Below are 10,305 nucleotides of genomic sequence, written 5' to 3' on the forward strand. Positions count from 1 at the left end.
GGGCGGCGGAAGCGGGTCCCCCGGGCCTGGGCCCGCGCTCACCTGATTTCGAGGATCTTCTCCCGCATCGCGTACACCACTGCTTCCATCCGCGAGTGGAGCTGGAGCTTCTCCAGGATGTTGCGGACGTGGTTCTTCACGGTGTTCTCACTGATGAACAGCTCTTTGGCGATGTCCCGGTTGTTCATGCCGGTGGCGACGAGCTTGAGCACTTCCAGCTCGCGATCGGTGAGCCGGGGCGCGGGCACCAGCCGCCGCTCGTCGGTGCGCTGAATCATCGACTTGAACTCGGTCAGCAGCTTCGACGCCATCGACGGGCTGATCTGGGACTGCCCATCGGCGACGGCCCTGATCGCGGTCGCCACCTCGTCGGTGGAGATCTCCTTCAGCAGATAGCCGGTCGCCCCAGCCTTGATCGCGTCGTAGAGATCCGCCTCTTCGTCGCTGATCGTCAACATGATGATCTTGGCACTGGGGGCCACCTCCTTGATGGAGGTGCACGCCTCGATCCCACCGCGCTTGGGCATTCTCACGTCCATCAGCACGATGTCAGGCAGCAGATCCGCCGCCTTGTCCACGGCCTCCGCACCATCTCCGGCCTCACCGACGACCTGGATGTCCTCCTCCTGTGCGAGGACGATCTCCAGCCCCCGACGGAACAGGGCGTGATCGTCCACCACGAGGACCCGGATCGGCTCCTTGCGTGACTCTCCCCTGTCCCTACCAACACCGACACCGTCGACACCGTCGGGCACGGGCCCGAAGCTGTCCGCCATCGTTCCTCCCCCATGAAGGCCATGGCCTCTTGCGGTTGCACCTAGCTCCGCGTGCCAACCAGTCCCCACCGAGCGCCGATTGACCGCTCAGCCATGATTCCATGCCCGAGCGGTGCGTCGGTGCTCCCACTAGCTGCACGGTAGTGCCCCGGAGGGCGCGCGCGGCCCTCGCGGGGCACTACCTACGGCGTCGTACGAGACACGGCCCTTACCGCGCCTCTCCCATCACTTCTGGTCTGTTCTGGTCACTTCTGGGGCCCGGTACCGCGTCGGCTGCGGTCAGCAGCTCCGGGTCAGCCGCCGAGCGCACCCCCGGCACCGCCGGGCTCCTCGCCGACGAATGCCTCGGTCTTGAGGTGGATGACGCCGTAGTCGTAGCCGTGCCGCCGGTAGACGACACTCGGGTGGTTGGTCTCGCTGTCGACGAACAGGTAGAAGTCGTGACCGACCAACTCCATCTCGTAGAGAGCCTGGTCGAGCGTCATGGGCGCTGCGGCGTGCGTCTTCTCGCGAACCACCAGCGGGCCTTCACCGCGCACTTCGAGAGGACCCATACGCGTGGTGGGCACGCTGTCCTCCGGCTTGACGTCGGTCGTGCGCGCCGTGCCGTTGATCGGCGCCGCGTCCGGCACGGCTCCGGCGACATCACTCGCCGGAATGCGGCCGTTGCCACGGCGTGTGTGGCGCTTGTCGTGCTGCTTGCGCAGTCGTGCTTCGAGCTTGCCCGTAGCCAGGTCAAGCGCCGCATACGGGTCGGCGGCGGCGGCCTCGGCCCGGATCACCGGCCCCCGGGAGCGGAGTGTGATCTCCACCCGATCGGAACGGTCGGCCTGACGCGGGTTGTGTTCCTTGGACACCTCGACGTCGAGGCTGATGACCTTGCCGTCGAGCTTCTGGATCTTCTCCAGCTTCAGCTTCTCGGCCACGTGCTTGCGGAACCGCTCGGGCACCTCTGTCTTGCGGCCCTTCACGACGATGTCCACGCAGAACTCCGTTCCCGGATCGCTCCGTTGCAAATCCGAAGCGCATCCGTTTCGCACTGGGTTCCGGAGATCTCCAGAACCCCCGACTCGGCGGCTTTCACCTCCTCCTCCCCCGCCATCGGGGCTTTGCACCCCGTTGGCTTCACGTTTCCAGAACTCGGAAAAGCAGGAAGCGCACCAAGCGGATAAATGAGTCATAGCGCATGCCATTCCTCACAACCGAACATAGCTCGCTTGGCCTGAACTCGGCACCCCCTACCGGTACGTACCTCCGTTCAGGCGCTTTTCCATCGTTACTACCTGCAACGACGCGACCTCCCTCTCAGTTCCGGTTCACGGCATAGGCGCTAGACGACGCAGCGACCACAGCGGCCCCGACAACACACTCCCTGACCTGACACCCGCCTGGCCCTGCACCCCCGCCTCGATGGCGCGTTCGTCGATCACTGCCTTGGGCGCCCGCTGTTCGATGGTCGCGACGCACCCCGCCACCGCCGCCAGTCGCCGCTCGCACCGCTCGTGCCGCCTCCGCCAGCGACGCGCCCGTGGTCATGAGGTCGTCCACCAGCACCACGGAGCCGCGCGCCAGCAGCCGCCCGCCACCACCCGCGACCCGCAACGCCCCCGCGAGGTTCGCCAGCCGGTCAGCCGCCCCGAGACCCGCCTGATCGGACACCACACGCCGCTGCCGCAACACCGGCGCCACCCGCGCGGAGATGCCCTCACCACGGAGAGCCCGCGCCGCCGCGAGCGCGATGCGGCGCGTCGGATCATGCCCTCGTGCGGCCACGACCCGCCGCGCCGAGGGCACCGGCACAAGCAGCAGCGGCCCACCGCCACACCGCGCCACACCTGGCTCAATCCCGGCCCCCACCATCTCCCGCGCGCCTGTCCGCCCCACTCCCGCACCAGCGCCACCCTCCGCACCCGAAAGCTCCCGCGCCTCGCCGCCTACGCCCCCACGTGCCCACACACCCCGTCGTGGCACCTCAACCACCCCACCACCGCTCTCCGTGCCTCCGCGCCCACCCACACCGCCGACGCCAGGCGCTGCCGCCACCGCTGCCCCCCGCCGCAGCACACCGCCCCGCCCTTCCACCAGCGACCGCACCGCATGGGCCAACGCCGCTCCCAACGGCTCAGCGAGGCGGAGCGACCCGCGCTCCTTGTGGGACAGCAGCACCGCTCTCGGCTCGCCCGCGTACGCCGACGCCGCATACACAGCGGGCAACCCCACCGGCGCCGGGCTCGGTCGTACGCGACGCACCCCAGCGCCGAGCAGCGCCGCGTGGCACCTGGCACACAGCACCGTCCGGGGTGAACCGCACCCCGCACAGTCGACCGGCAACACCAGGCCGACGACCTCCCGCCACCATCCCCTCATGCCTCCACTGTCCCGCCACGCATCCGAGCCCGCCACCCCTGTGGATAACGCTCGGCCATTGCCTCCAACGGAGCCTCGCGCCCGTAGAGTCCGCAGGTCAGCGTGGAGAGGGGCAATCCAAAAGCCCCGCGCGCTCCGCCGCGCAGCGATGGCCGCACAGCGGCCATCAGCAAGAGAAAGCCGGAGCAAGCGAGCAACCGAGAGCAAGCCGCGAAGGCCCCACCCCGGCTGTAGAGGCCACGCTGAGACCCGGCGGCGAGGCCGTAGGACCCGGAAGGTGCAGAAGGTGCCGCTGAGCGCTCAGGGGGCTCCAGGGCCTACTAGGGGCCTATGCGCGCCCATGGGGCTGCGGAGTCGGCTCCGCCAACCGCCAGAGCCCGACCACGCCACACCCGGCCAGCCCAGCTCCCGATTCCCAGCTCCCAGCCCACCAGACCGGCCCCGGCCCCAGGTCAGCCAGGCCGAAGACCGGCTCCCCAGCCCGCCCCGTCCCAGCTACCCGGGATAGACCGGCGCCGTGCCCTCCTTGACCACCGTCTTCCAGTTGGCGTCCGGCGGCAGCCTGACAATCCCGTCCGTGGCCTCGGCGACCAACGGCCGGTTCTCGTTCTCCGAGGCGGCCAGCTGCTTGACCTTGCCCGGGCCAGGCAGCGTCGGGCTGTTACCGGGCGAACCGTCCGTCTCCATGTACCGCAGCTCCTGCACACCGCCCGACTCGGTCCCCGCCACCACCAGACGGCTGCCACCGGCCCACGCGACGGCGTCAACGTCCGCCAACTGCGGAGCGAGGGAACGCAACCCCTGCACCGACAGTTCCGGTCGCCCCGACTTCCCCATCCGCTCAAGCCGTCCGAGCCACAGGGTCGTATGCCCGTCCCGCTCGATCAGCATCACGATCCGTGTGCTGTCCGCGGCCACCCGCAAGGCGGTGATCCGCCCGCCGTCCAGCCCGGGAATCTGAACCTCTTCCGGCTCGCCGTTACCACCAGGCACCCGCAACAACCGAGGCTTCTTAAGACTCCGGTCGGCCACCCACAAGTCGCCCAGCCCGTCCCAGCTGGGCGCGGTGAGGCCGCCCTTCTCGCCCCCCGTAGCACTGCGCAGCTTCGCTTCGCCACGCTCCACACCGGGCTTCAGGTCCGCCACGTACAGCTCACGCCCATCACGCGACACTCCCGCCCCAGTCCGCTCATCCCGTGCCACGGCTACGGAGCCGAGCTGGGCCCCCGCTTCGCCGAACGGGCCGGGGACGCCCTCCGGCTGATCGCCGGTGTCGTCGAGCTGGACCATCCGGTGGTCGGCGTCGATGAAGTACTGGTTGTCAGCGTCACCGTTGATGCGGTCCGGCGCATACCCCTCAGCCTGCTCCCTGTTCAGACCGCACAGCTCAGAGCCACTGGACCGGTCCAGTGTCACGCTGCTGATCTTCGAAGGTGCCAGGTCCTGCACGGTGAACAGCACCTGGGCCGCCATCTCGTGGCAGCGCAGCTGATCGACGCCGGAAGCGGCATTGGTCAGCCGGATGCGCAGCCCGTTGGAGTCATCGAGCGACAGATGCTCGCCGTCCAGCTGCGTACCGCTGGGGAACGACGTGCGGACCACCGGGTCGATCCAGCTTGTCGGACCGGCGAGCAGGGCCTTGACCGTCGCGGTGACGGCGTCTATCCGCCGACGCAGATACACCGGGTCGGCGACCAGGACGTCCTTGCCCACCGCCGACTTCTGGCCGTCCGGGCCCAGCTCGGCGAAGAAGTACTTGTTCACGGAGCGGTAGATGCGCTGGAAGTCGGACTGCCCGAGCACCAGTCCCGCGGGGAGGAAGTCGATCCGCCACTCCGACCCGGACTTCGCCACGTGCAGCCGCCGTTCGTACGGCTTCTCGTCAGGTGCGTACGCGTGATTGGCGTCCACCGTGGCGAGCTGTCTGCCGGACAGCACGATGTCATAGCCGTTGTCGCCCCGGTCGGCGCCGCTCTCCACCCGCACCTTGGGCGCATCGGAGAGCACCGTGGTCTCGGCGAACGGATTCCACTCATCGCTCGCGGTCTTCGTGAGGTACTGGCGCGCCGTGTCGAAGTTGGCCTCATCGCTCGTGGTCGCCTCCAGGAAGCCGAGCACGAGCTCCGTCGGCTGCTCCCCGGTGACCGGGCGCACTCCGTACACCCGGACCTGCGAATCCACGTCAGCGCGCGGCGACGACCCGACCTGGCGTACGTCGCCGCTGTCCGGCATCGACGCGCATCCGGACAGCAGCAGCGCGCCGCAGGTCAGCAGGGCGGACAGCCCCAGGGTCAGCGGTCGGCGGCGGAGGCTGTCATGGTCAGCGCCCACGGGCACGGCCCTCTCGATCGGTCTCGGTCACGCCGGACTCCTCGCTCCGGTCGGCATTCTCCACGCCCTCATCAACCCGCTCCCCACCACCACCCGCACCATTGCGCTCCCCACTCACACCCAGCTCGGCGCCCTCGTCCGCCTCCGCACTGACCTGCACATCGGCAGCCTCATCCGCGTCGTGGCCATCACTCGCATCGCGACCAGCGTCACCAGCGCCATCCTGAACGCCCTCACCACCACGACCGACGCCGCCGTACCGGCCTCCGCCGCCCTCGGGCGTATCGGCGCGTTGCACGACGCGGGCGCCGCTGCCCGGCAGCGCCGTGGGATCGACGGTGGGCGGGTGCTCGCGCCGTGCCGGGGCGACCACCGATGCGATACGTGCCGACGTCCGACTGGCACTGGCACCGCCCACACCACCCGCGTCTTCCCCGCCGCCCGAACCGCCTGCGCCGCGTACCTCCCCCGTGATCCGGCTGGCCCCAGCACCACCAGCCGCACCAGCCCCCGTCACACCAACGCTCGAACTCGACGATGAGCCAGAACCAGAACCCGAACCGGAACCGCCAGCCGCACCGGCCCGCGCCGCCTTCGCCTTGCGCTGCGCCCGCTTGCGCCGCGAGTCCTCGGGCTCCAGCGGTATCGGCGAGCCACGCAGCGCGTCGCCCGACGTACTCGGCAGGGTCAACCGGAACTGGGAGCCGCCACCGGGCTCTCCCCACGCCTGAAGCCAGCCTCCGTGCAGCCGGGCGTCCTCCTCGGCGATGGACAGGCCGAGGCCGGTGCCACCGGTGGTGCGGGCCCGCGCCGGGTCCGCCCGCCAGAAGCGGTTGAACACACGCGTCGCCTCGCCTGGTTTCAGGCCGACACCGTAGTCACGGACCGCGACGGCGACCGCGCCCCTCTTCGCGGCGAGCCGCACCACCACGTCGTGGCCCTCGCCGTGCTCGACCGCGTTGACGACGAGGTTCCGCAGCACCCGCTCGACCCGCCTGGCGTCAGCCTCGGCGATCACTGGCCGCGAGGCGCCGCGAATGATGATCCGGGTCCCCTTGCGCTCCGCCAGCGGCTCGGCGCCTTCGACCACCCGGTTGACCACGTCACGCAGGTCGATCGGTTCCGCTTCCAGCGCGGCCGCGCCCGCGTCGAACCGGCTGATCTCCAGCAGGTCGGCGAGCAGCGACTCGAAGCGGTCCAGCTGACCTGCGAGCAGCTCCGCCGAGCGAGCCGTCGCCGGGTCGAAGTCGTCCCGCGCCTCATAGATCAGGTCGGCCGCCATCCGCACGGTCGTGAGCGGAGTACGCAGCTCATGCGACACATCCGAGACGAACCGGCGCTGCATCCTCGACAGGTCCTCCATCTGCTGGATTTTGACCTGGAGGTTGTGCGCCATCTTGTTGAACGCCTCCCCGAGGCGTGCGATGTCGTCTTCCCCGGTGACCTTCATCCGCTCCTGGAGCCGCCCAGCGGCGAGCCGCTCGGAAATCCCCGCGGCCATCCGTACGGGCGTGACGACCTGCCGCACCACCAGCCAGGCGATGGCGCCGAGCAGCACCACGACGAACACCCCAGCCGTCGCGAGCGTGCCCTTGACCAGGCTCAGCGTCTTCTCTTCCTGCGTGTACGGGAAGAGGTAGTAGAGCTGGTACGCGTCGCCGTTGATGTCGTTGAGCCGCTTGCCGATCACCAGCGCGGGCTCCTCCTCGGAGGACCCGTTGTGCACGATGCTCGTGTACTGCTCGTACGGGCCCGTGCCCTGGTCCACACGCTGGCGCAGGTCGCTGGCGACGCTCTCCTCAGGGCGGATGTCGCCCGAGGCACGCGGCCCACGCGTGCTGACGAACGGCTCACCGTCGGCGTCCGAGCTCAGTGCCACCACCGAGTACACGCCCTGGCCGCCGCTCGCGAGCTGCTGCACCAGGGCGGTCAGCCAGGCACCGGCGTCGCGGTTTCCGCGGGCGCTTCCCGCCCCGTCATCGGCGCGGGAGTCACTACCGGCCTCGGCCATGTCGTCGGCCACGTTGAACCCGCCGACCGCCTGGCTCTGCGCAGCGTGCCGCTTGGCGTCGAGCAGACCGTTGCGGACCTGCCCGATGACGACGACCCCAAGGAGAAGCACCACGCCGAGGGACATCAGCAGAGTGCTCGCGACGACCCGCAGCTGAATGTTGCGGCGCCACAGCCGTGCGGCGGGCAGCAGCGGACGCCGGACCCAGCGCACGAACAGCCGGAGCACCGGGTGCACCGGCGCGCCCGACGCACCATCGGGCAGCAGGTGGCCGCCCCGCCAGATACGCCCGAACAGCGATATGTCGCCGCCGGCATCCACGGGCCGCCCCGCGCCACGGCTCTCCGTTGAACTCCCCGCAGGGGAGTCCCCCAGCCCCGTGGCCTCCGGAGCAGCACCGTTCTCAGACATGTCAGCCAGGCCCGGCCTTGTAACCCACCCCGCGTACGGTCACGACGATCTCCGGCCGCTCGGGGTCCTTCTCCACCTTCGACCGCAGCCGCTGGACGTGCACATTCACCAGCCGCGTGTCCGCGGCGTGCCGGTAGCCCCAAACCTGCTCCAGCAGCACCTCACGGGTGAACACCTGCCACGGCTTACGGGCGAGCGCGACCAGCAAGTCGAACTCCAGCGGCGTCAGAGCGATGGACTGCCCCTCGCGCTTCACCGAGTGCCCAGCCACGTCGATGATCAGATCCCCGATGGTCAACTGCTCGGGCACCGGGTCCTCGGAACGCCGCAATCGCGCCCTTATCCGCGCGACCAACTCCTTTGGCTTGAACGGCTTGACGATGTAATCGTCCGCTCCGGACTCAAGACCGACCACCACGTCTACGGTGTCGCTCTTGGCCGTCAGCATCACGATCGGCACCCCGGACTCAGCCCGGATCAGTCGGCATACTTCGATGCCATCCCGTCCGGGCAGCATCAAATCGAGCAGCACCAGATCTGGCTTGGTCTCGCGAAAAGCAGCGAGTGCCTTGTCCCCATCGGAAACGAACGACGGTTCAAAGCCTTCGCCGCGCAGCACGATGCCAAGCATCTCTGCCAGTGCGGTGTCGTCGTCGACGACAAGGACGCGTCCCTTCATGTCGACATCATCCCATTACCCGATCGTGACCTCGTGCACAGCTCAGCGAGACCCGCTGCCGTTATGGGCGAAACCGCGCCGCCCTCCGTGACAATAGCCGTCACAAGGTCGGGTGGGGTGACGTCGAAGGCCGGGTTGTAGGCCTGTGCGCCAAGGGGCGCCATGGCGACAGTGACCGTCGGTTCCCTTCCCCCTACCGAAACACGCGGAAGAGTGATTTCTGTCACCTCATGTGCGGGTCGTTGCTCCACCTCGATCGCAGCGCCGTCGGGTGTCGTCAGATCCACCGTGGTCGTCGGCGCGACAACGATGAACGGCACGTGGTGGTATCGCGCCAGCACGGCGAGCGGATAGCTGCCGACCTTGTTCGCCACGGAGCCGTCGGCGGCTATCCGGTCCGTGCCGATCAGCACGGCGTCCACCTCACCCGCGGCGAACAGCGAACCTGCCGCGTTGTCCGCCAGCAGGGTGTACGGCATGCCCGCGCGCGCCGCCTCGTACGCCGTCAGCCGGGCCCCCTGGAGCAGCGGCCGGGTCTCGTCCACCCACAGCCGCCGCAGCTGCCCAGCCTCGTGTGCCGCACCCACCACGGCCAGGGCTGTGCCGGCGCCACCGGAGACCAGTGCGCCGGTGTTGCAGTGCGTCAGGATGCGGTAGCCACCGCCAGGTAGCAGTTCCTCAAGCAGCGTCAGTCCGTGACCGGCCATCCGCGCGCTGGCTTCCGCGTCCTCCCGGTGCAAGGCTCGTGCCTCGGCAAGCGTCACCGCAGCCGCCCGCTGGGGACTCGCGCCGCTCCTGCTCGCCTCGTGATAGGCGGCTACGGCCCGACGCACTCCGTGCCCGAGGTTGACGGCCGTCGGACGCGCGTACGCCAGCAGCTCAGCGGCATCGTCTACGTCATAGCCCCGGGCCGCGGCGAGCGCGATCCCGTAAGCACCGGCGATCCCGAGGACAGGAGCGCCCCGCACCGCGAGCGTACGAATCGCCTCGACCAGCGCGGGCACATCCGTACACACCAACTCCACTTCCTCGGCCGGCAACCGGCGCTGGTCGAGGAGCACCAGCACAGGTCCTTCTGGGGGTTCCTCCCACCGCAACGGGGCCGGGCCCTCAGGGGTTATACCGTCCGGGGATTCCGCGTACTGATCAGCCATTCGTCCAGTCTGCCCCGTACCGCACTGACTATTGAAGACCAAGCACAACGCAGACCCAAGAAGGCGCCCGAAACCACACGCCACCAAGTCCGACAACCGCTGTCACTGAGGCCGCCGTCCGCAGCACCCGCACGGTCTCAGGCGGCCGAAAACCCACCCACTCATTCCACTCATTGACTGAGCTCCCTGGCTGAGACGAGCCAAGAAGCCGCGCAGAAACCAGCCGCAGAGACAAGGAGCGGTAAACGCAGGAGGAGTGGTGAACGCAAGAAAGCCCTGTCGGGGACCCCGAAAGGGGCTGCCCGACAGGGCTTTTGCAATGATTGTTCGGCGGCGTCCTACTCTCCCACAGGGTCCCCCCTGCAGTACCATCGGCGCTGAAAGGCTTAGCTTCCGGGTTCGAAATGTAACCGGGCGTTTCCCTAACGCTATGACCACCGAAACACTATGAAGTTAACCAACACCGGAAACAACACGGCCGTTCGTTACTTCAGAACTAACACAGTGGACGCGAGCAACTGAGGACAAGCCCTCGGCCTATTAGTACCAGTCAACTCCAGCGGTTACCCGCCTTCC

General features: G+C 68.7%; 7 protein-coding genes and 1 rRNA gene. All 8 read right to left on the reverse strand.

Features of this window, described 5'->3' with window-relative positions:
* Positions 1–38: 38 nt before the first annotated feature.
* Positions 39–776: a response regulator gene (locus tag AC5P1B_RS04365; RefSeq protein ID WP_493884824.1), complete on the reverse strand. Its 738-nt coding sequence runs from the start codon at positions 774–776 to the stop codon at positions 39–41.
* Between the two features lie 293 nt (positions 777–1,069).
* Positions 1,070–1,759 carry a ribosome hibernation-promoting factor, HPF/YfiA family gene (gene hpf / locus AC5P1B_RS04370; protein ID WP_493884825.1) on the reverse strand — a complete coding sequence of 230 codons (690 nt, stop codon included), beginning with the start codon at positions 1,757–1,759 and terminating at the stop codon, positions 1,070–1,072.
* Between the two features lie 322 nt (positions 1,760–2,081).
* Positions 2,082–3,143: a ComF family protein gene (locus AC5P1B_RS04375; protein WP_493884826.1), complete on the reverse strand. Its 1,062-nt coding sequence runs from the start codon at positions 3,141–3,143 to the stop codon at positions 2,082–2,084.
* Between the two features lie 495 nt (positions 3,144–3,638).
* Positions 3,639–5,474: an LpqB family beta-propeller domain-containing protein gene (locus AC5P1B_RS04380; protein WP_493884827.1), complete on the reverse strand. Its 1,836-nt coding sequence runs from the start codon at positions 5,472–5,474 to the stop codon at positions 3,639–3,641.
* Complete coding sequence (gene mtrB / locus AC5P1B_RS04385; protein ID WP_493884828.1) at positions 5,464–7,896, reverse strand: MtrAB system histidine kinase MtrB; 2,433 nt, start codon at positions 7,894–7,896, stop codon at positions 5,464–5,466. Before mtrB ends, AC5P1B_RS04380 begins: the two co-directional genes overlap by 11 nt.
* A gap of 1 nt (position 7,897) precedes the next feature.
* Complete coding sequence (gene mtrA / locus AC5P1B_RS04390; RefSeq protein ID WP_493884829.1) at positions 7,898–8,575, reverse strand: two-component system response regulator MtrA; 678 nt, start codon at positions 8,573–8,575, stop codon at positions 7,898–7,900.
* On the reverse strand, positions 8,572–9,729 hold the full coding sequence (gene mtnA, locus AC5P1B_RS04395; RefSeq protein ID WP_493884830.1) for an S-methyl-5-thioribose-1-phosphate isomerase: 1,158 nt from the start codon (positions 9,727–9,729) through the stop codon (positions 8,572–8,574). Before mtnA ends, mtrA begins: the two co-directional genes overlap by 4 nt.
* 325 nt (positions 9,730–10,054) lie before the next feature.
* A 5S ribosomal RNA gene (rrf, locus tag AC5P1B_RS04400) occupies positions 10,055–10,171 on the reverse strand.
* Positions 10,172–10,305 lie beyond the last annotated feature (134 nt).

The sequence above is a fragment of the Streptomyces sp. A01 genome (assembly GCF_059026195.1).